Genomic DNA, 19,018 nt, shown 5'->3' with positions numbered 1-19,018 from the left:
CCCTGTAGGAACCCCACGATGCCTGATATCTCCTTAAGCGGCCGCAGTCTGGTAGCGGGATCAGCGCAAGGCGAATTGCTCTACTCCGATGTCGGCCTGAGTTTTTGGGGCGGCGTCGATCCGTTCAGCGGTGAAATCATCGACCGCCATCATCCCCTGTGGGGTGAAGTTCTGGCCCATCGCGTGCTGGCCATTCCCAGCGGGCGCGGCTCATGTACCGGCAGCAGCGTGTTGCTGGAATTGATCCTCAACGGCCACGCCCCCGCCGCGCTGGTGTTTGAGCACGTTGACGACATCCTGACCCTGGGCGTCTTAATCGCCGAGCAAATGTTTCATCGGTCGATCCCGGTCATGTGCGTCGGCCGTGAAGGTTTTGCCGCGCTGCGTGACGTACGTTATGTGCAGATCGAGGCCGGCCTTTTAAGCGGATTTTCGCAGCCGCAATTGATGCCCGAGGTGCCGGCGGCAGCTGTCTATACGCCGGTTTTGCCATCAACCATCACGCTCAATTGCCGCGACCGAGAATTGCTTGAGGGGGCCCACGGCAAAGCGGCCCAAGTGGCGATGCACATCATCTTGCGTATCGCCGAACTGCAAGGCGCGACCGAACTGCTGGACGTCACTCAGGCGCACATCGACGGCTGCATCTATACCGGCCCGGCGAGCCTGCGTTTTGCTCAGCAACTGGTGGCCTGGGGCGCCAACGTCAGCGTGCCGACGACGCTCAATTCAATCTCCGTAGACAAGCGCCGTTGGCGTGAACAGGGCATCGACGTGGCGCTGGGTGTTCCCGCCAGCCAGTTGGGCGATGCGTATTTGGCCATGGGCGCGAAGGTCAGCTTCACCTGTGCGCCGTACTTGCTGGACAGCGCGCCCAAGGCTGGCGAACAAATCGTCTGGGCCGAATCCAACGCCGTGGTGTACGCCAACAGTGTGCTCGGCGCACGCACCCTGAAATACCCCGATTACCTGGACATCTGCATCGCGCTCACTGGTCGTGCGCCGTTGACCGGCTGCCATGTGGACCAACAACGACACGCCACGCTGCGCATTGAACTGCCGCCGCTGGCGGAGCTGGATGACGCGTTTTATCCGCTGCTCGGTTACCACATCGGGCTATTGGCCGGGAGTGAAATTCCGGTGATCTGCGGCTTGGAAAAACGACAGCCTAATCTGGATGACCTGAAAGCTTTTGGCGCCGCGTTCGCCACCACCTCCGGCGCGCCGATGTTCCATATCGTCGGCGTCACCCCGGAAGCGGCCACCGTCGAGCACGCGTTGGGCAAACAACCCGCGCCGCGCATTCTGCAAATTACCCTCGAAGACTTGCGCGGCAGTTGGAAAGAACTGAACAGCGCCGACGAGGCGAAGGTTGATCTGGTATCCCTGGGCAACCCGCATTTTTCCTTGAGCGAATGCGCAACCTTGGCCGCGCTCTGCCACGGCCAAACCAAGCACCCGGACCTGGCGATGGTGATCACCTGCGGCCGAGCGATTCATGCCCAGGCGACCCACGCCGGTTACGTGGCGGCGCTGGAAAGCTTCGGCGCTCAGTTCGTCACCGACACCTGCTGGTGCATGCTCGGCGAACCGGTGGTGCCGGTGCAGGCCCGCACGCTGATGACCAACTCAGGAAAATATGCCCATTACGCACCGGGGCTGGTGGGGCGCTTAGTGCATTTCGGCAGCCTCGCGGCCTGCGTCGATGCCGCCTGCGCTGGAGAAACCAAAGGTCGCCTGCCGCGCTGGCTGGATGACACCGTGGAGGTGCCCGCCCATGTTTGATTACACCTTCCATTGGCGGGCAGCGTTCAAGGCGCTGCCGGACATGCTCGACGGCGCGGTGGTCACGTTCCAGACCGCCGCACTGTCGATGATTTTCGGGGTGATCATCGCCCTGCTGCTGACGCTTATTCGTCAGGGCGACAATCGCTGGCTGCGGGGCTTGGGCGACCTGTGGGTATCGATTGCCCGTAACACGCCCTCGTTATTTCAGATCTACATGCTGTATTTCGGCCTCGGTTCTTTTGGCCTGCACGTCAGTTCTTGGCTGGCGCTGCTGGCCGGTATCACTTTCAACAACGCGGGCTATCTGGCCGAGAACTTTCGCGGTGGCCTCAAGGCGGTGCCCGACACGCAAATGCGCGCCGCCCGCTCACTGGGCATGAGCGCGCCCCAAGCGTATCGATTGGTCATCGTTCCGCAATTGCTGCGCATCGTGTTCTACCCGCTGACCAATCAAATGGTCTGGGCGGTACTGATGACCTCGCTGGGGGTGGTGGTCGGGTTGAACAACGACCTCACCGGCGTGACCCAGGATTACAACGTGAAAACCTTCCGTACCTTCGAGTTCTTTGCGCTGGCGGCGGTGATTTATTACCTGATCGCCAAGCTGATCGTCGGCGTCGCCCGCCTGCTGAGCTGGCGACTGTTCAGGTATTAAGGAATGAGCATGTTCACGACGAGCTTCACCACAAGCGACTTCATGTACCTGATGCAAGGCGCCTGGGTCACGATTCTATTGACCCTGGCAGCGATGCTGATCGGGACGTTGGCCGGTGTGCTATGCGGCGTGCTGCGGGCATTGTTTCCGAGATCCACCGTGCCACTGGCTTGGCTGCTGGACGTGTTTCGCAGCGTGCCGTTGTTGATCCAATTCGTGCTGTTCAATGCGCTGAAAAGCATCGTCGGGCTGAACTGGAGCGCGTTTACCGTGGGCTGCGTGGTGTTGGGGGTTTATGCCACGGCCTATTGCACGGAAATCGTTCGCGGCGGGGTGCTGGCGGTGCCGTTTACCTTGCGCCGCGCCAGTCGTTCGCTGGGTCTGAGCTACTTGCAGGATTTGCGTTTTATCGTCTTGCCGATTGCGCTGCGGGTGTCCTTCCCCGGCTGGTTGAATCTGACGCTGTCGGTGATGAAAGACACGGCGCTGGTGATGTGGATCGGCATCATCGAACTGCTTCGCGCCTCGCAAACCATTGTGACCCGCATCGATGAACCGCTGCTGGTGCTCAGCATCGCGGGGCTTATTTACTACGTCATGAGCCTGGTGGTTGCCCGCTTGGGTGCCCGTCTGGAAACGAGGTGGCAGGAAAATGATTGAGATCGACAACGTATACAAATCCTTCGGCGAGCTCGACGTGATCAAAGGCGTAAGTCTGACGGTGAACAAAGGCGAAGTGGTGTCGATCATCGGTGGCTCCGGCTCCGGTAAATCGACCTTGCTGATGTGCATCAACGGCTTGGAATCGATCAAGAGCGGCAGCATTCGGGTTGACGGCACCGAGGTGCATAACAAGAGCACCGACCTCAACAAACTGCGGCAAAAAATCGGCATCGTGTTCCAGCAGTTCAATGCGTTCCCGCACTTGACGGTATTGGAAAACGTGATGCTGGCGCCGCGCAAAGTGTTGGGCAAAAGCGCTGCCGAAGCCGAAGAGCTGGCCGTGAAACAACTGACTCACGTGGGCTTGGCCGACAAGCTCAACGTGTTCCCCGGCAAACTCTCGGGCGGCCAGCAACAACGCATGGCCATCGCCCGTGCACTGGCGATGTCGCCCAACTACATGCTATTCGACGAAGCCACCTCGGCGCTTGATCCGCAGTTGGTGGGTGAAGTGTTGGACACCATGCGCATGCTCGCCGAAGACGGGATGACCATGGTTTTAGTGACCCACGAAATCCGCTTCGCCCGGGACGTATCAGACCGCGTGGCGTTTCTGCGCAGCGGGTTGGTGCATGAGATTGGAACGCCGGAACAAGTGATTGGTAATCCACAACGGGCCGAAACCATTGAGTTTCTTAAGTCGGTGCATTAGCGCCCGACGCCTTCGCGAATGAATTCGCCCCACAGGGACTTCTGTTTGACCGAATTTATTCGGGAAGCGGACGACGCGGTTTTGTAGGGGGATTTTCTACATTTTTCAGGAGACATGAACGTGCGGTCATCAAAAGTCATCCATGTCATCAGTTGCCACGCTGAAGGCGAAGTCGGCGATGTGATTGTCGGCGGCGTGGTCCCGCCGCCGGGCGATACGTTGTGGGAACAGTCGCGCTGGGTCGCCAACGACACCGTGTTGCGCAACTTCGTGCTCAACGAACCCCGTGGAGGGGTGTTCCGTCACGTTAATTTGCTGGTGCCGGCGAAAAACCCGTTGGCGCAAATGGGCTTCATCATCATGGAGCCCGCCGACGTACCGCCGATGTCCGGCTCCAATTCGATGTGCGTTGCCACTGTGCTGTTAGACGCCGGCATTTTGCCGATGACCGAACCGCAAACCCGACTGATTTTGGAAGCCCCCGGCGGCCTGATCGAAGTCATCGCCCAATGCCGCAACGGAAAAGCCGAGCGTGTGGAGGTGCGCAATGTTGCTTCTTTCGCCGACAAATTGAACGCCACCCTTGAAGTGCCCGGACTCGGTTCAATTCAGGTCGATACTGCTTACGGCGGCGACAGTTTTGTCATCGTCGATTCCGCACGCTTGGGCTTTTCCCTGACCGCCGATGAAGCCGCCGATCTGGTCGCCATGGGTTTGAAAATCACCCAAGCCGCGAATGAGCAATTGGGCTTCACCCATCCCTTGAACCCGGACTGGAACCACATTTCGTTTTGCCAAATCGCCGCACCGGTGACCCGCTCCGAAGGTGTAGCCAGCGCCGCCAACGCGGTGGTGATTCGTCCCGGCAAGATCGACCGTTCCCCTTGCGGCACCGGCTGCTCGGCGCGCATGGCGGTGCTGCATGCCAAAGCTCAATTGGCCGTGGGCGAGCGCTTTATCGGGCGCTCGATCATCGGCTCCGAATTTCACTGCCGCATCGACTCCGTCACTCACGTCGCCGACAAACCGGCCATCGTCCCTTGCCTGTCAGGCCGCGCCTGGATCACCGGCACTCATCAACACATGCTCGACCCAAGCGATCCGTACCCCGTCGGCTATCAACTGTCGGACACCTGGCCCGTGCATTTGAATATCTAACCTAGAAACACCGAAATACGCCCTATAGCGTTGCCCCTACATAAACGTATACGAAATACATAAAGCCAATTGGAGGCCATCATGAGCAGAACAGTCAACTGGAGCGGCGTTTTCCCTGCCGTCACCACTCAATTTCGCAGCGACTTCAGCATCGATTTCGAAGCCACCCATACGGTCATTCAAAACCTGGTGCGCGACGGCGTTTCCGGGTTGATCATCTGCGGCACCGTGGGTGAAAACACCTCGCTGAGCAGTGAAGAAAAAATCCAACTGGTGGAAGTGGCCAAAGATGCCTCTGCCGGTCGCGTTCCGGTGCTGTCTGGCATCGCGGAATTCACCAGCGCCAACGCCACCAAACTGGCCAAGGAAATTCAGCGGGTCGGGGCCGACGGCATCATGCTGATGCCCGCGCTGGTTTACTCAGCCAAACCCCACGAAGCTGCCGCCCACTTCCGCAGCGTTGCCACCAGCATCGACCTGCCGGTGATGGTCTACAACAATCCGCCGATCTACAAAAACGACGTCACGCCGGACATTTTAATTTCCTTGGCGGACTGCGAGAACATTGTCTGCTTCAAAGACTCCTCGGGCGACACGCGCCGTTTCATCGATGTACGCAATGAAGTCGGCGACCGCTTCGTGCTGTTTGCCGGCCTCGATGACGTGGTGCTGGAAAGCATCGCAGTGGGCGCTGTCGGTTGGGTGTCGGGGATGTCCAACGCCTTTCCGAAAGAAGGCGAAACCTTGTTCCGCCTGGCTCGCGACGGTCGCTTCAAAGAGGCCATGCCACTCTATGAGTGGTTTATGCCGCTGCTGCACCTCGATGCACGTCCAGACCTGGTGCAATGCATCAAACTCTGCGAAGAACTGGCGGGCCGTGGCACCTCCCTCACCCGTCCGCCGCGCCTACCGCTCCCGGACGTTGACCGTGAGTTCGTTGAAAAACTGATGAGCAAAGCACTGGCCAACCGTCCTGTGCTGCTTGACGTTGGTTTGTAAACTGTCGGCGCAATACCTGTCGCAAAACAAACACTGGGCAACTGTAGGAGCGCGCTTGTCCGCGATGGAGCGCGAAGCGGTCCTAATTGGCGACCGGTTCCAACTGAAGAGCTCAGTTGCCGGATTTACGACTGCTGCGCAGCCGATCGCGGGCATGCGCGCTCCTACGGTTTTAAATATCGTTAACTTTACGGGTTAAATCGAGCTGCATACACCGACTGTCACACGACGTACACATCATAAGGCCACTATCCAGCTCTCATTCAGCGTGATGGTTGGGTATGGACACTACTTTTTCGCCGTTCCGTCGTCCTGAAGTGCCGGGGGATCACCGGTGCGCTGGCGATTTGTGTCAGAACATGCCGACCATCGACGTAGCCGGTGCCAACTCGCAAGTGATGGAGATGTTTTCTTCCCACCGCGACCTGACCAGTTTGGCGGTGCTGGAGGATGACAAACCGATAGGATTGATCAACCGCACTATTTTTCTGTCGCAGATGAGTAAGCCGTTTCATCGCGAGCTGTATGACAAAAAAAGCTGCATCGCGTTCATGGACAAAGAACCGCTGATTGTCGATGCCGCGATGAGCATTGAAGCGCTGACCTTCAAGACTGTGGAGTTCGGCGAAAAAACCTTGGCCGATGGTTTTATCATCACCCGCGAAGGTCGCTTTCTCGGCCTGGGCAGCGGGTTGCAGCTGATGGGCGTGGTTGCCGCGATGCAGGCGGAAAAAAACCGCCAGATCATGCAGAGCATCGAATACGCCAGCGTGATTCAGCGCGCCATGCTCCGTGCGTCTCGCGAAACCCTGGCATTGACCCTGCGCGACGCGGCGTTGGTCTGGGAGCCTCGGGACGTGGTCGGCGGCGACTTCTATCATTTCGCCACTCACGACGATGGCTGGTTCGGCGCGGTCGCCGATTGCACTGGCCACGGCGTGCCGGGGGCGTTCATGACCTTGATCGCTTCATCGTCGCTGTCCAAAGCCCTCGAACACCTCGGCCCACGCAACCCCGCCGCGCTGTTAGCGTCGGTGAACCGCACCGTCAAAGGCCTGTTGGGACAGGTCAATGGCATCGACGACACCCCGGAATCCGATGACGGTCTGGATGCTGCGTTCTTCTGGTTTGACACCCAGCGTTCAGAGCTGACGTTTGCCGGGGCACGAATTGCCTTACACATCCTCAGGCCCGACGCCGACCAGTTCGACACGCTGGCGGGTCAGCGCATGGGCGTTGGTTACGTTGACAGCCACGCCAATTACGAATGGACCCAAAACACTGTCGCCGTACCGCCCGCAAGCATTTTATTTATCGCCACCGACGGCCTGACCGATCAGATCGGCGGGCCGCGCAAGATCGGTTTCGGCAAGCGCCAGACCTGCGACGTGATCCTCGCACACCGGAGCGAACCGGCCAGCGTGATCTGCGAACAGTTACGCCAAACCCTCGCAACCTGGCAGGCAACCCAAAGCCGTCGTGATGACCTGACCCTATTTTGTGCCCGCATTCAGGACAACCTATGAGTGACTTGTCTTCGTCCGATCTGGACTGCGCGTTTTTCGACCTCGCCCAGCAGCGCAACGTGATTTTTTATCACATGGGCTATTTCTCCCACAGCATCGTTGCGGCCATGGCGGAGGTGGTGAAGCTGCAATTGGAAGTGTCGGGGGTCAGCGGTCCGACACGGCGCAAGCTGTTTTCGTCGTTCGTCGAGCTGTCGCAAAACATTATTCACTACTCGTCAGATGCGCTGCCCCCTGGCCCAGACAACGGTGCACTGCGGCAAGGGGCGGTGTGCATTACCGCGAACACCGGCGGTCACTTGATGCTGTGTGCCAACCCCATCGCCACAGCCGACGTCGTTGCCTTGCGCGCGAAGTTGGAACCTTTGCGTGACATGACGCTTGAGCAAATCAAGCTAGCCTACAAGGCAACACTGCGCGCCGAGACCCCGGTGGACAGCAAAGGCGCGGGGCTGGGGTTTTTGACCATGGCACGGGACGCCAGCGCGCCGTTGGAATTCGACTTTTACCCGCGTGAAGACGATCCCGACACCACCTTGTTTTGCCTCAAAGCCATCATCTGAATAACAAGAGCGACACGAGCCATGGATAACCTGCATATCGCTGCAACGGCTACTTCACCCGAAGTCGATTTTCGTTTCGATCAGCACCTGTTGTCGCTCAAGGGCGAGTCGTACCCGGAAAACGCGGCGGCGTTTTATGCCCCGATCATCCATCAACTGCGCGCTTACCTGGCGACCTGCGATGGGGTGGTGATTACCGCCAACGTGGCGTTGGCCTACTTCAACAGCTCCAGCACGAAAATGCTTTTTAGCATCTTTGATGCCCTGGATCGCTCCGCACAGTCGGGTAACCGCGTGCAAATGAATTGGTATCACGACGAAGAAGACGAAACGATTCTCGAATTCGGCGAGGAGTTGCAAGCCGACTTCAAGGCCATCGACTTCACCGATCATGCGGTTTCAACTCAGTGAGGACATCATGCCCGCTCTAGCTGCCTCCCAGGACATGCCGATGGATGACCTGCCGGACTTGTTCAAAAGCGAGAACACCGCCCTCGACAACGCCCGCGCAACCTACGCCGCGCCCGACGCACATGCCCAGGTGTATTGCCAATCGTTAGGGGAGTTGATCATCCACTTCGAACGTTTGATGCGCGAGACCCGTCGCCTGATTGGGCGCAGCGACCGCGCCGAGCGGGAGATGAATGCGCTCAACCTGCAACTGAAGACGTTGGCTCAGCAGCTCGAACACCGGGCGACCCATGATGCGCTGACGGGCGTGCTGAACCGTGGCGCCGTGATCGAACTGGCGGGACAAGCACTGCGCGACGGCAGTGTGGTGATGATCGTCTTGGACATCGACTACTTCAAACGCGTCAACGACGACTTCGGCCACCCCACAGGCGATGCGGTGATTCAAGGCATCGTCACCTGCTTGCGACGTATCGTGGCTGACCGCGGGGTTATCGGCCGCGTCGGTGGTGAAGAATTTACCGTACTGCTTTCTACGCAAAACCTCGACGAAGGCGTAAGGCTAGCCGAAGCCATGCGTGATGCCGTCGCCAGCCATGTATTCGAGGCTCCGGTTAATCGGCCTATCACCGCCAGCTTTGGCGTGAGCATCAGCCCCGGCGGCACCGACTTCGACACCGCTTACGGCATCGCCGACGCTGCGCTCTACGACGCGAAACGCAACGGGCGTAATCGGGTGGAAGTGGCGGTTTAGCAGCAGACACCCGTGGGAGCGCACGCCTAGGATGGCCGAGGGTGCCGAACAGCCTTGCGCAAACCCCAACCCTGCTGCATCCCTGCAGCGGCCAGCAAAATCGCAGTAACGCCCAGCCACTGCACAACGTTCAAGCGATGGCCGAACGCAAACCAGTCGACGAAAATCGCCGCTATCGGGTAGATAAACGACAGTGCACCGGTCAGAGCAGTCGGCAATTTTTGAATCGCGCCGTACAACAGCACATACATCACACCGGTGTGGACCACGCCAAGGGTCAACAAGCTGGACCAACCCGCGAACTGCTGCGGCACGCTGTGGAAGTGTGCCCATGGCCCCAGCAACAGCGCCCCGGTGCTGACCTGTATCAACGCGATCAAATGCGGTGGCGTGCCGGTCAACCGTTTGATAATCAGTGCAGCGAAGGCATACAGCAGGGCCGCGCCCAATGCCAAAGCGATCCCCAGCACGTATTCGCCGCTGGCTTCGTTCTGGTCACCGTGTGCGCTCACAATCGCCAACATCCCGAGAAACGCTACGCCGAGCCATAGCAGTTTTTGTTCGGTGATTTTTTCGCCAAGAAATATCGCCGCCAACCCCACCAACATAAACGGCTGAACGTTGTAGACCGCCGTACCAATGGCAATCGACGCACGGGAATAGGAGGCAAACAGCAGGAGCCAATTGCCAACGATGGCGACACCACTGAGCACGGCCAAGGCAAAAATTCTGCGGGTTAAAAAACCGGGGCGCAAAAAGCCCAACACCCCGCAGATCAGTAACAGGGTGATGGCACCGAACACGCAGCGCCAGAACACCACATCCAATACCGGCTGCCCGCAGACCAGCACGAACCAGCCAATGGTCCCCGAGATCAGCATGGCGACGATCATTTCCAGCGACCCGCGACGTAGTGAAGTGTTCATGGTTCGGCTCCGTTGAGAGGGCTAAAGTATGACCAACCCACGGCCGCAAGCTCCAGCGACTATAAAAGGCTAGAGTTGATTTATGCCTTTCTTATCAAGGCAAATTTAATGAATCACCTATCGAGGCGAATATGACTGACGACATTGACCAGTTGCTGATCAGCGCACTGATGGAAGATTCCCGGCGTTCGCTAAAAGCCCTGGCCCAGATCAGCGGCTTATCCTCCCCCAGCGTTGCAGAACGCCTGCGCAGGCTTGAAGAGCGCGGCGTGCTCAAGGGCTACACCGTTGAAATCGACCCTAAATGCTTCGGCTACCAATTGCAGGCCATCGTCCGCGTGCGCCCACACCCTGGACAGTTGCAGGAAGTTGAACGGCAGATCCAGGCGATCCCCGAATTTACCGAATGCGATAAAGTCACTGGCGACGACTGCTTCATCGCCCGCCTGCACGTACGTTCGATGGAGCAACTGGACACCCTGCTGGACGGGCTCAACGCCTATGCCGAGACCAACACCGCCATCGTCAAGAAAACCCCGGTAAAAAGACGACTGCCGCCGATGGCGTGACCCTTGTAGGGGCCAACTGGTTGGCGAGGCGTATTGTCAGGCCGATAGCAATTAACCGCTCGCCAACCAGTGGGCGCCTACAGGGCGAATCGATTTTCGCCGCCTGTCATTTGCCCCAAAGCCGTCGCTCTGCTAGTGTCGCGCCGGTTTAATGTCCTTCGAGATCGCCACCCATGGCCCGCAAAAAAGCTGCACTGGATTTCGAACAGTCCCTCGCTGATCTGCAAACGCTGGTCGAACGTCTCGAAAACGGCGAACTGTCGTTGGAAGACTCATTGACGGCCTTCGAGCAAGGTATTCGCTTGACCCGTGACTGCCAAGGCGCATTGGCCCAAGCCGAGCAAAAGGTGCAAGTCTTGCTCGAACGCGATGGCGAACTGGCTGAAGAGCCGTTCGATGCGGACCTGCCGGAATGATTGCCCTCTATCAGGCCCGTATTCAGGCCCGCGTCAACGCGGCCCTTGATGGCCTGTTTCAGGCACCTAGCCCAGAATTGACCCGCCTGTATGCAGCCATGCGCTACAGCGTAATGAACGGTGGCAAGCGTGTTCGCCCGCTGCTTGCCTATGCAGCCTGCGAAGCGCTGGGCTCGCCTTCAGCATTGGCCGATGGTGCGGCGTGCGCAGTGGAGCTGATTCATGCGTATTCGCTGGTGCATGACGATTTACCGGCGATGGACGACGACGATTTGCGTCGCGGCCAGCCCACCACCCACAAAGCCTTCGATGAAGCCTGCGCGATTCTTGCCGGAGATGGCCTGCAAAGCCTGGCCTTCAGCGTGTTGCTCGATTCAACCCTCACGCCGCAAGATGCCGACACTCGACTTAACATGGTTCAGGTTCTGGCACACGCCGCAGGGCCGGCTGGGATGGTTGGCGGACAAGCCATCGATCTGGGTTCAGTAGGCCTCAAGCTTGATCAGGCCGCCTTGGCTTTCATGCACCGGCACAAGACCGGCGCACTGATCGAAGCCAGCGTTACGCTTGGCGCTTTGGCCAGTGGCCGCGCCGAAGCTTCCGAACTCAACGCCCTGCAGACCTATGCACGAGCCGTCGGTCTGGCGTTTCAGGTGCAGGACGACATTCTTGACGTCGAAAGCGATACCGCCACCCTCGGCAAGCGCCAAGGTGCCGATATTGCTCGCGACAAACCCACCTACCCCGCGCTGCTGGGCCTGGTCGCTGCCAAAAGCTACGCGCTGGAGTTGCGTGATCAGGCGCTGCATGCCCTGCGACCTTTCGACGCGGCCGCCGAGCCGTTGCGCGAACTCGCACGCTATATCGTCGATCGCCGCAGCTAAAAATGCCCCTTTCGACGAACTGACTGGCATCAGTCAGGTCTAGAACCTACGTGTCTACCACCATTGTCTGATCATCCTCTGCCCTGCTTCGTGGGCAGCTCGCGATGCATCAGGTAAACTGCCGCCTCTTTTACTTATATCGATTCGCCTGATGCCCACGACGTTCAAAGAGATCCCCCGCGAGCGCCCAACGACGCCCCTGCTCGACCGCGCGAATACGCCGGACGGCTTGCGCCGGCTGGGTGAGGCCGAGCTGGAAACCCTGGCGGACGAACTGCGCCTGGAGTTGCTCTATACCGTAGGCCAGACGGGCGGGCACTTTGGTGCCGGCCTGGGCGTCATCGAGCTGACCATCGCCCTGCATTATGTTTTCGATACCCCGGACGACCGCCTGGTCTGGGACGTGGGCCATCAGGCTTACCCGCACAAGATTCTCACCGGTCGCCGCCTACAAATGGGCAGCCTGCGGCAGAAAGACGGTGTTGCCGCCTTTCCGCGTCGCAGTGAGAGTGAGTACGACACCTTTGGCGTCGGTCACTCCAGCACCTCGATCAGCGCCGCATTGGGCATGGCCCTAGGCGCGCGCCTACAAAACAGCTCCCGCAAGGCCATCGCCGTGATCGGCGACGGCGCACTGACCGCAGGCATGGCTTTCGAAGCGCTGAACCACGCGCCCGAGGTTAACGCTGACATGCTGGTTATCCTCAACGACAACGACATGTCGATCTCGCGCAACGTTGGCGGGCTGTCGAATTATCTGGCGAAGATTCTTTCCAGCCGCACCTACGCCAGCATGCGCGAGGGCAGCAAAAAAGTGCTGTCACGCCTGCCTGGCGCTTGGGAAATTGCCCGACGCACCGAAGAGTACGCCAAGGGCATGTTGGTTCCAGGCACGCTGTTCGAAGAGCTGGGCTGGAACTACATTGGCCCGATCGACGGCCACGACCTGCCAACCTTGATCGCGACCTTGCGCAACATGCGTGATCTCAAAGGTCCGCAGTTCTTGCACGTGGTGACCAAAAAAGGCAAAGGTTTCGCCCCGGCGGAAGCAGACCCGATTGGCTATCACGCGATTACCAAACTCGAACCCTTGGACGCCCCCGCTGCCGCGCCGAAAAAAGTTAGCGGGCCGAAGTATTCCGGCGTGTTCGGCCAATGGATTTGCGACATGGCTGAGGCTGACCCGCGCCTGGTCGGCATTACACCAGCGATGAAAGAAGGCTCGGACCTGGTTGAATTCAGCGAGCTTTATCCAGAACGCTATTTCGACGTCGCCATCGCAGAACAGCATGCAGTGACGCTGGCAGCGGGCATGGCATGCGAAGGCGCCAAGCCGGTGGTAGCGATCTATTCCACTTTCTTGCAGCGCGGCTACGATCAACTGATCCACGACGTCGCAGTGCAGAATCTCGATGTACTTTTTGCGATCGACCGTGCCGGTCTGGTCGGTGAAGACGGCCCGACCCATGCGGGCAGCTTCGATTTGTCTTACTTACGCTGCATCCCCGGCATTCTGGTGATGACGCCCAGCGATGAAAACGAATTACGCAAAATGCTCAGTACCGGGTATTTGTACGCGGGTCCTGCGGCTGTTCGTTATCCACGCGGCACGGGGCCGAATGCGCTGATCGACAGCGGTCTTGAACCATTGGAAATCGGCAAGGGCGTGGTTCGTCGCACCGGGCAGAAAGTCGCCATCTTGGTCTTTGGCGTGCAATTGGCTGAAGCCCTGAAAGTGGCTGAAACCCTGGACGCCACCGTGGTCGACATGCGCTTCGTCAAGCCGTTGGATGAAGCACTGGTTCGGAAAATGGCCGCTGAGCACGACCTGTTGGTGACCCTGGAAGAGAACGCCATCATGGGCGGTGCCGGTGCTGCCCTCAGTGAGTTCCTGGCTAGAGAAAACATCCTCAAGTCCGTGCTGCACCTGGGCTTGCCCGACAGCTACGTCGAACACGGCAAGCCTGCGCAAATGCTGGCCGAATGCGGGTTGGACGAAGCCGGGATTGAAGCATCGATCAGGCAGCGTTTGGAGTTGATAGCGCGCTGAGGTTTTCTGTGGGACCGCTGCTCAACCGCACTCTGTAGAGCCAACTTGTTGGCTCCTACAGAGTGGCGGAGATTTCTGCTTTAACCCAGCTGACGTGGGATGCGGTAGAGGTACAACAGCACGACGCTGGAGAACGCCAAGAGAAATAACGGCACAGCCTCAAGCCCGACAAATACCGCCAGAGCGCCGATCCACGCAGGCAGGCCCGCGGCCAAGAAAGCCATGCGTCGACGTGCTGCCAATTCAATCCAGGCAGCGGGTTCTTCAGGGGTGTCCAAGGCTTTTTCGGTGGCGATCAACGCATGCTTGTAAGGGCCGAAGTATTTCAAACTGACAAACATTGTCGCCAGCCCTGCGACAAACATCGGCATCGCCAGAATCGGCACGAGCGCATCGCTGGTGCCGAAAATCCCGTTGACCACCAGCAGCGGCGCCAAGGTCAAAAACAGCTGCCACCACCATGCCAAGGCCAATCGACGACGGACGTTGTTTCGAGTCACGCGCGGCCAGCCTCAGTCAGATGTTCGTTGCCCATCAAGTGACCGAGCTTGCCAGCCTTGGTCGCCAGGTACTGTTTGTTGTGCGGGTTATGCCCTGTGTGCAGCGGCACGCGCTCGGCGATGGTGATACCCATGTCGGTCAGTGCCTTGACCTTACGTGGGTTGTTCGTCATCAAGCGCAAGGATTTGACACCCATGTGCTCAAGCATCGGCAAGCAGATGGCGTAATCGCGCTGATCGGCGGCGAAACCCAAGCGCTCGTTCGCTTCAACGGTGTCAGCACCGCCATCTTGAAGCTCGTAAGCGCGAATTTTGTTCAGCAGACCAATACCCCGACCTTCCTGTCGCAGGTACAACAACACGCCACGGCCTTCGGAGGCGATGGCGCGCAACGCCGCTTCGAGTTGGGAGCCACAGTCGCAGCGCTGACTGAACAACGCATCGCCAGTCAGGCATTCGGAATGCACACGGCCCAGTACTGGCGCGCCATCAGCCACGTCACCGAGACTGAGAACGATGTGCTCGCGCCCGGTGGCTTCCTCAAGAAAGCCGTGCATGGTGAATTGCGCAAAGGATGTTGGCAGCTTGGAAGCAGCGACGAAGACGACGGGCACCTTGTGCTCCTGATCATGATTGGGACTGAAGTTTCGCAAGGACAGCATTGTAACAGCAGGTTCCAAGGGGCGCTTAGGCTGAATTATCAACTATAAATATCGAGATGATAGATAACGCCCCGTTAGCCAGGTTGCAGAACATTCGTTAGAGCCAGGCAACAAGCCACACCAGCGCATGCATTCCCAACCAGGCAAACACCCCCGCCAGCACGTCATCGAGCATGATGCCGACGCCGCCGTGGACGTGTTTATCGATCCAGCGAATCGGCCACGGCTTAAGAATGTCGAAGAAGCGGAACATTAAAAACCCCGCCAGCAACCAGTACCAACCTTCGGGCACTAGCCACAGGGTAATCCACATCCCGACGAATTCGTCCCACACAATGCCTTCATGGTCATGCACGCGAAGGTCATCGGCGACCTTGCCGCACAGCCACACGCCGAACAGCATGGTGATGCCCAGCATCAACCAATAGCCCCAATCGGGCAGCAGCTGCCACAGCGGAATAAACGGTAACGCGACCAATGAACCCCAGGTGCCAGGCGCCTTGGGCAGTGTGCCGGAACCGAAACCGAACGCCAGGAAATGCCAAGGGTTGGTCCACACCGTCGGCGGCACCCGTTGTCCTGGTGTTCTTTTAGAATGATTTGTCACGGGTGCTCCTGAAAATGTTGATAGCCCCGCGCCAATGGCGTGACATCTGTTCCGTCACTGTCGATCAGGCAAACACCCTGCCCTGCCTCGACCCGGCCAATCACATGCACGGGCAACCCCGCAGCAAGCAATCCGGCCACCTTCGACGCGGGCAGGGTAAATGCCAACACATAATCGTCGCCGCCACTAAGCGCCACTTCGCGTGCCGCCTCCAACCCAAGAAACCCCACTAGCGGCGTCGAAAGCGGCAGCGCATCGCGCTCGATCACCAGCCGTACAGCGGACGCATCAGCAATGTGCCCGCAATCAGCCAATAACCCATCGGAGATATCCAACGCGGCGGTAGCGTTGCCGCGCAGGGCCAGCCCTAACATCAATTGCGGGTGTGGCGACCAATAGCGCGCCAACAAGGCTTCAGCGGTAGAGGTTTCGGCCGTGCGCTGGTTGAGCACCAACGGCAATGCACCGGCGCCATCACCTAACGCACCGCCGACGCACAACAGATCACCCACTTGGGCGCCGCGGCGAGTCAAGGCTAGACCGGTAGGCACCCGGCCAAACACGGTCATCGTCAAACTCAGCGGCCCGCGCGTGGTGTCGCCCCCCACCAGTTGCAGCGAACATTGCTGCGCCATCAGGTTCAAACCACGGGCGAACGCTTGCAGCCAGTCGGCATCGACGTCGGGCAAGGTCAGGGCAAGGGTAAAGGCGAGTGGGGTTGCACCCATGGCGGCCAAATCGCTGGCAGACACCGCAAGCGCACGCTGGCCCAGCAGAAACGGGTCGCAGCGCTCGGGAAAATGCACGCCGCAAACCAACGTATCAGTAGAAATTGCTAACTGTTCGCCGGGCGGCACCGTCAGCAGGGCGCAATCGTCGCCGATCCCCAATGCAACGCCCTCGCCCGCTTGCGCACAGGGCGCAGCGGCGAAGTAGTTACGTATCAGGGCGAATTCGTCCATGAGGATCAGGCGTTCAAGAACGTTTGTGAGCCTTTACCTCGGCTTCACGCACGCGCGGAGCCAGTTTATCCAGCACGCCATTGACGAACTTGTGGCCGTCGGTAGAGCCATAGACTTTCGCCAGCTCGATGCCTTCGTTGATCACAACGCGGTACGGCACGTCGATGCGCTTGAGCAGTTCGTACGTCGACAGACGCAGAATCGCCAGCTCAACCGGGTCGAGTTCTTCAATGGTGATGTCCAGGCAAGGCACGAGGGCAGTATCGATCTCGGTCTTGTTGGTCGGAACGCCGTGCAGCAATTCCTGGAAGTAAGTGGCGTCGACGTTGCTGAAATCGTTATCGACGCGAAATTGCGCTTCGATTTCGTTCAGCGAATGCCCTGCCATGTGCCACTGATACAGCGCTTGAGTCGCGAGCTGACGCGCTTCACGACGCTTGGCGCTTTTGCCTTTTGCGACTTCTGGGTCTTTGGCATCACGTGGGTTGAACTGGTCGCTTTCGTCGGAAATCATTGGGCCTCCAACTGTGCCAGCAAGCTAACCATTTCAATAGCGCAAAGGGCGGCTTCAGCGCCTTTATTGCCGGCTTTAGTGCCGGAACGTTCGATGGCTTGCTCTATGGAATCGACTGTCAACACGCCGAAAGAAACCGGCACGCCGAACTCCATGGAAACTTGGGACAGGCCTTTGACGCATTCGCCAGCGACATATTCGAAGTGCGGAGTACCGCCACGAATAACAGCGCCCAACGCGATGATGGCGGCGTACTCGCTGCGCTGAGCAACTTTTTGCACCACCAGTGGAATTTCGAAGGCACCCGGCGCACGGATGATGGTGATGTTGCTTTCGCTCACACCATGGCGAACCAATGCATCAACAGCGCCGCTCACCAGGCTTTCGACGACAAAGCTGTTGAAGCGGCCAACCACCAAGGCGTAGCGGCCTTGGGGAGTGATGAAGGTACCTTCGATGGTCTTCAGGGTCATTAGGGTGTGTCTCATCTTAAAGAGCAAGCTCGCCCAATCGGCGTGCTTTGAGGGATTTTAGGCCACCAACTGCAGACTGTCGGGCAGAACGCGTGAAAATCATCGATTTTCAGCCACTGCCCAACCGGTCGTTATTCGGAGGGCACGTATTCTACAACTTCCAGATCGAAACCGGATATCGCATTGAACTTCATTGGCGAACTCATCAAGCGCATTTTACGTACGCCCAAGTCGCGCAAGATCTGCGAACCCGCACCGACGATGCTGTAAGTGGTCGGTGTCTTCACCGCCGTGTTCGCTGCGGTGTCACGGATATGCGCCAGCAACACGTCGCCATCCAAAGGATGGCCCAGCAGTAACACAACGCCGCTGCCCGCCTCGGCCACGGCAGTCATCGCGGCTCGCAGGCTCCAGCGACCGGGCTGCTTGACCATCAACAGGTCACGTAGCGGGTCCATGTTGTGCACCCGAACCAACGTCGGCTCTTCAGCGCAAATTTTGCCCAAGGTCAGCGCCAGGTGCACATCACCTTCGACTGAATCGCGGTAGGTCACCAGGTTGAACTGGCCCAACTCGCTGTCCATCGGCTGCTCGGCGATCCGCTGAACGGTACGCTCGTGGATCATCCGGTAATGAATCAGGTCGGCAATGGTACCGATCTTGATGCCATGTTCGGCGGCAAAGGTTTCCAGTTCAGGACGACGAGACATGGTGCCGTCGTCGTTCATCACTTCGCAAATCACACCGCTGGGCTCGAAACCGGCCATCCGGGCCAGGTCGCAGGCGGCTTCGGTGTGACCGGCGCGTGCTAGGGTGCCGCCGGCCTGGGCCATCAACGGGAAGATATGACCTGGGCTAACGATGTCTTCAGCCTTGGCGTCCTTGGACGCGGCGGCCTGAACCGTGCGCGCACGGTCGGCAGCAGAGATACCGGTGGTGACGCCTTCAGCCGCTTCGATCGACACCGTGAACTTAGTACCGAAACCGGAGCCGTTGCGCGGCGCCATCAACGGCAGCTTGAGCGTTTCGCAGCGCTCGCGGCTCATGGGCATGCAAATCAACCCACGGGCGTGCTTGGCCATGAAGTTGATGTGTTCAGCCTGGACGCACTCGGCGGCCATGATCAGGTCGCCTTCGTTCTCGCGGTCTTCGTCATCCATGAGGATGACCATTTTGCCTAGGCGGATATCTTCAACCAGTTCTTCAATGCTGTTGAGCGCCACACG

The 19,018-nt window shown here is 58.9% G+C and carries 22 protein-coding genes; 14 read left to right on the top strand and 8 right to left on the bottom strand.

Annotated elements, in window-relative coordinates:
* Positions 1–18 precede the first annotated feature (18 nt).
* The 10 genes from RHM59_RS19815 (at position 19) to RHM59_RS19770 (ending at position 9,229) form a co-directional block, all read left to right on the top strand.
* The gene (locus RHM59_RS19815) at positions 19–1,785 is read left to right on the top strand and encodes an aconitase family protein (RefSeq protein WP_322285243.1); all 1,767 of its coding nucleotides are present in this window, start codon (positions 19–21) and stop codon (positions 1,783–1,785) included.
* A complete protein-coding gene (locus RHM59_RS19810) occupies positions 1,778–2,443 on the top strand; it encodes an amino acid ABC transporter permease (protein ID WP_322285242.1) in 666 nt (221 codons plus the stop codon). The genes RHM59_RS19815 and RHM59_RS19810 overlap by 8 nt, the downstream gene beginning before the upstream one ends.
* Positions 2,444–2,452: 9 nt before the next feature.
* Positions 2,453–3,103 (top strand): amino acid ABC transporter permease, encoded by a 651-nt coding sequence (locus RHM59_RS19805; RefSeq protein WP_322285241.1) that lies wholly within the window; start codon positions 2,453–2,455, stop codon positions 3,101–3,103.
* Entirely contained in the window at positions 3,096–3,818 is a 723-nt protein-coding gene (locus tag RHM59_RS19800; RefSeq protein ID WP_322166269.1) for an amino acid ABC transporter ATP-binding protein, read from the top strand. Before RHM59_RS19805 ends, RHM59_RS19800 begins: the two co-directional genes overlap by 8 nt.
* Before the next feature lie 120 nt (positions 3,819–3,938).
* Positions 3,939–4,976 carry a trans-3-hydroxy-L-proline dehydratase gene (locus RHM59_RS19795; protein WP_322166270.1) on the top strand — a complete coding sequence of 346 codons (1,038 nt, stop codon included), beginning with the start codon at positions 3,939–3,941 and terminating at the stop codon, positions 4,974–4,976.
* An 81-nt stretch (positions 4,977–5,057) separates the two neighbouring features.
* Positions 5,058–5,975 (top strand): dihydrodipicolinate synthase family protein, encoded by a 918-nt coding sequence (locus RHM59_RS19790; protein WP_322184761.1) that lies wholly within the window; start codon positions 5,058–5,060, stop codon positions 5,973–5,975.
* 359 nt (positions 5,976–6,334) lie between these two features.
* A complete protein-coding gene (locus RHM59_RS19785) occupies positions 6,335–7,501 on the top strand; it encodes a SpoIIE family protein phosphatase (RefSeq protein WP_322185279.1) in 1,167 nt (388 codons plus the stop codon).
* Positions 7,498–8,064 carry a SiaB family protein kinase gene (locus tag RHM59_RS19780; RefSeq protein ID WP_322166273.1) on the top strand — a complete coding sequence of 189 codons (567 nt, stop codon included), beginning with the start codon at positions 7,498–7,500 and terminating at the stop codon, positions 8,062–8,064. Before RHM59_RS19785 ends, RHM59_RS19780 begins: the two co-directional genes overlap by 4 nt.
* A gap of 21 nt (positions 8,065–8,085) precedes the next feature.
* Positions 8,086–8,475, top strand: a complete 390-nt coding sequence (locus RHM59_RS19775; RefSeq protein ID WP_322166274.1) for a DUF1987 domain-containing protein — start codon at positions 8,086–8,088, stop codon at positions 8,473–8,475.
* A gap of 7 nt (positions 8,476–8,482) precedes the next feature.
* A complete protein-coding gene (locus RHM59_RS19770; RefSeq protein ID WP_322166275.1) occupies positions 8,483–9,229 on the top strand; it encodes a GGDEF domain-containing protein in 747 nt (248 codons plus the stop codon).
* 26 nt (positions 9,230–9,255) lie between these two features.
* Here the strand turns inward: RHM59_RS19770 and RHM59_RS19765 are convergent, their stop codons facing one another.
* A complete protein-coding gene (locus RHM59_RS19765) occupies positions 9,256–10,155 on the bottom strand; it encodes a DMT family transporter (protein ID WP_322285240.1) in 900 nt (299 codons plus the stop codon).
* A 131-nt stretch (positions 10,156–10,286) separates the two neighbouring features.
* Here RHM59_RS19765 and RHM59_RS19760 point away from each other — a divergent pair, with 131 nt between their 5' ends.
* From RHM59_RS19760 to dxs, 4 genes are all read left to right on the top strand, one after another.
* Positions 10,287–10,724: an Lrp/AsnC family transcriptional regulator gene (locus tag RHM59_RS19760; RefSeq protein WP_322166277.1), complete on the top strand. Its 438-nt coding sequence runs from the start codon at positions 10,287–10,289 to the stop codon at positions 10,722–10,724.
* A gap of 173 nt (positions 10,725–10,897) precedes the next feature.
* A complete protein-coding gene (locus tag RHM59_RS19755; RefSeq protein ID WP_322166278.1) occupies positions 10,898–11,140 on the top strand; it encodes an exodeoxyribonuclease VII small subunit in 243 nt (80 codons plus the stop codon).
* On the top strand, positions 11,137–12,024 hold the full coding sequence (locus RHM59_RS19750) for a farnesyl diphosphate synthase (protein WP_322166279.1): 888 nt from the start codon (positions 11,137–11,139) through the stop codon (positions 12,022–12,024). The genes RHM59_RS19755 and RHM59_RS19750 overlap by 4 nt, the downstream gene beginning before the upstream one ends.
* A 151-nt stretch (positions 12,025–12,175) precedes the next feature.
* Positions 12,176–14,074 carry a 1-deoxy-D-xylulose-5-phosphate synthase gene (gene dxs, locus RHM59_RS19745; protein ID WP_322166280.1) on the top strand — a complete coding sequence of 633 codons (1,899 nt, stop codon included), beginning with the start codon at positions 12,176–12,178 and terminating at the stop codon, positions 14,072–14,074.
* 80 nt (positions 14,075–14,154) lie between these two features.
* Here dxs and RHM59_RS19740 read toward each other — a convergent pair whose 3' ends face one another.
* The 7 genes from RHM59_RS19740 to ribBA form a co-directional block, all read right to left on the bottom strand.
* Positions 14,155–14,574 carry an MFS transporter gene (locus RHM59_RS19740; protein ID WP_322166281.1) on the bottom strand — a complete coding sequence of 140 codons (420 nt, stop codon included), beginning with the start codon at positions 14,572–14,574 and terminating at the stop codon, positions 14,155–14,157.
* On the bottom strand, positions 14,571–15,188 hold the full coding sequence (ribA, locus tag RHM59_RS19735) for a GTP cyclohydrolase II (RefSeq protein ID WP_322166282.1): 618 nt from the start codon (positions 15,186–15,188) through the stop codon (positions 14,571–14,573). Before ribA ends, RHM59_RS19740 begins: the two co-directional genes overlap by 4 nt.
* 145 nt (positions 15,189–15,333) lie before the next feature.
* Complete coding sequence (locus RHM59_RS19730) at positions 15,334–15,843, bottom strand: phosphatidylglycerophosphatase A (protein ID WP_322166283.1); 510 nt, start codon at positions 15,841–15,843, stop codon at positions 15,334–15,336.
* Positions 15,840–16,805 carry a thiamine-phosphate kinase gene (thiL, locus tag RHM59_RS19725; RefSeq protein ID WP_322166284.1) on the bottom strand — a complete coding sequence of 322 codons (966 nt, stop codon included), beginning with the start codon at positions 16,803–16,805 and terminating at the stop codon, positions 15,840–15,842. Before thiL ends, RHM59_RS19730 begins: the two co-directional genes overlap by 4 nt.
* Positions 16,806–16,818: 13 nt before the next feature.
* Entirely contained in the window at positions 16,819–17,319 is a 501-nt protein-coding gene (gene nusB, locus RHM59_RS19720) for a transcription antitermination factor NusB (RefSeq protein WP_322166285.1), read from the bottom strand.
* Entirely contained in the window at positions 17,316–17,792 is a 477-nt protein-coding gene (gene ribE, locus RHM59_RS19715) for a 6,7-dimethyl-8-ribityllumazine synthase (protein WP_322166286.1), read from the bottom strand. Before ribE ends, nusB begins: the two co-directional genes overlap by 4 nt.
* 131 nt (positions 17,793–17,923) lie before the next feature.
* The gene (ribBA, locus tag RHM59_RS19710; protein ID WP_322166287.1) at positions 17,924–19,015 is read right to left on the bottom strand and encodes a bifunctional 3,4-dihydroxy-2-butanone-4-phosphate synthase/GTP cyclohydrolase II; all 1,092 of its coding nucleotides are present in this window, start codon (positions 19,013–19,015) and stop codon (positions 17,924–17,926) included.
* Between the last annotated feature and the right edge of the window lie 3 nt (positions 19,016–19,018).

Origin of the sequence: Pseudomonas sp. MH10 (assembly GCF_034353045.1) — a bacterium.
Lineage (GTDB): Bacteria > Pseudomonadota > Gammaproteobacteria > Pseudomonadales > Pseudomonadaceae > Aquipseudomonas.
This window is presented reverse-complemented; position numbering and strand designations above follow the sequence as displayed.

Excerpts from the sequence above, each read along its gene's own strand:
- RHM59_RS19815 (WP_322285243.1), top strand. The coding sequence starts at position 19 with ATGCCTGATATCTCCTTAAGCGGCCGCAGTCTGGTAGCGGGATCAGCG.
- RHM59_RS19810 (WP_322285242.1), top strand. The coding sequence starts at position 1,778 with ATGTTTGATTACACCTTCCATTGGCGGGCAGCGTTCAAGGCGCTGCCG.
- RHM59_RS19805 (WP_322285241.1), top strand. The coding sequence starts at position 2,453 with ATGTTCACGACGAGCTTCACCACAAGCGACTTCATGTACCTGATGCAA.
- RHM59_RS19800 (WP_322166269.1), top strand. The coding sequence starts at position 3,096 with ATGATTGAGATCGACAACGTATACAAATCCTTCGGCGAGCTCGACGTG.
- RHM59_RS19790 (WP_322184761.1), top strand. The coding sequence starts at position 5,058 with ATGAGCAGAACAGTCAACTGGAGCGGCGTTTTCCCTGCCGTCACCACT.
- RHM59_RS19785 (WP_322185279.1), top strand. The coding sequence starts at position 6,335 with ATGCCGACCATCGACGTAGCCGGTGCCAACTCGCAAGTGATGGAGATG.
- RHM59_RS19780 (WP_322166273.1), top strand. The coding sequence starts at position 7,498 with ATGAGTGACTTGTCTTCGTCCGATCTGGACTGCGCGTTTTTCGACCTC.
- RHM59_RS19775 (WP_322166274.1), top strand. The coding sequence starts at position 8,086 with ATGGATAACCTGCATATCGCTGCAACGGCTACTTCACCCGAAGTCGAT.
- RHM59_RS19770 (WP_322166275.1), top strand. The coding sequence starts at position 8,483 with ATGCCCGCTCTAGCTGCCTCCCAGGACATGCCGATGGATGACCTGCCG.
- RHM59_RS19765 (WP_322285240.1), bottom strand. The coding sequence starts at position 10,155 with ATGAACACTTCACTACGTCGCGGGTCGCTGGAAATGATCGTCGCCATG.
- RHM59_RS19760 (WP_322166277.1), top strand. The coding sequence starts at position 10,287 with ATGACTGACGACATTGACCAGTTGCTGATCAGCGCACTGATGGAAGAT.
- RHM59_RS19755 (WP_322166278.1), top strand. The coding sequence starts at position 10,898 with ATGGCCCGCAAAAAAGCTGCACTGGATTTCGAACAGTCCCTCGCTGAT.
- RHM59_RS19750 (WP_322166279.1), top strand. The coding sequence starts at position 11,137 with ATGATTGCCCTCTATCAGGCCCGTATTCAGGCCCGCGTCAACGCGGCC.
- dxs (WP_322166280.1), top strand. The coding sequence starts at position 12,176 with ATGCCCACGACGTTCAAAGAGATCCCCCGCGAGCGCCCAACGACGCCC.
- thiL (WP_322166284.1), bottom strand. The coding sequence starts at position 16,805 with ATGGACGAATTCGCCCTGATACGTAACTACTTCGCCGCTGCGCCCTGT.
- nusB (WP_322166285.1), bottom strand. The coding sequence starts at position 17,319 with ATGATTTCCGACGAAAGCGACCAGTTCAACCCACGTGATGCCAAAGAC.
- ribE (WP_322166286.1), bottom strand. The coding sequence starts at position 17,792 with ATGACCCTGAAGACCATCGAAGGTACCTTCATCACTCCCCAAGGCCGC.